Annotated in this window: 1 protein-coding gene; it reads left to right on the forward strand. The window is 61.5% G+C overall.

The window, feature by feature from the left end; genetic code table 11:
- Positions 1–423: DEAD/DEAH box helicase (locus EGI20_RS19085; RefSeq protein WP_498633280.1), on the forward strand; the 423-nt coding region annotated here is incomplete at both ends.

The following is a 423-nucleotide window of genomic DNA, read 5'->3' on the forward strand; positions in this document are numbered from 1 at the left end:
GAGTCTGTGTTTCCAGATCCCGGCACTGATGCGCGATGGCCTGGCTATCGTGGTGTCGCCGCTGATTGCCTTGATGCAGGATCAGGTGGCCGCTTTGACCGAGCAGGGTATTGCTGCCGCCTGTCTTAACTCGGCAACCGAGCCGGAGGCGCAACGGCGCATCGCCCTGGATGCGCGCTCGGGTGCGCTCAAGCTGCTTTATGTGGCGCCCGAGCGCATGCTGACCCCGCGTTTTCTCGAATTTATGGCCGGGTTGGATATTTCGCTGTTTGCCATTGATGAGGCGCATTGTGTCAGCCAGTGGGGGCATGACTTCCGCCCCGAATATCAGCAACTGGGCGTGCTGGCCCAGCGTTTTCCTGCTGTGCCGCGTATTGCGCTGACGGCACCGGCCGATCCGCAGACCGAAGCCGATATCCTGCA

Source organism: Aquitalea sp. S1-19, from assembly GCF_024343515.1.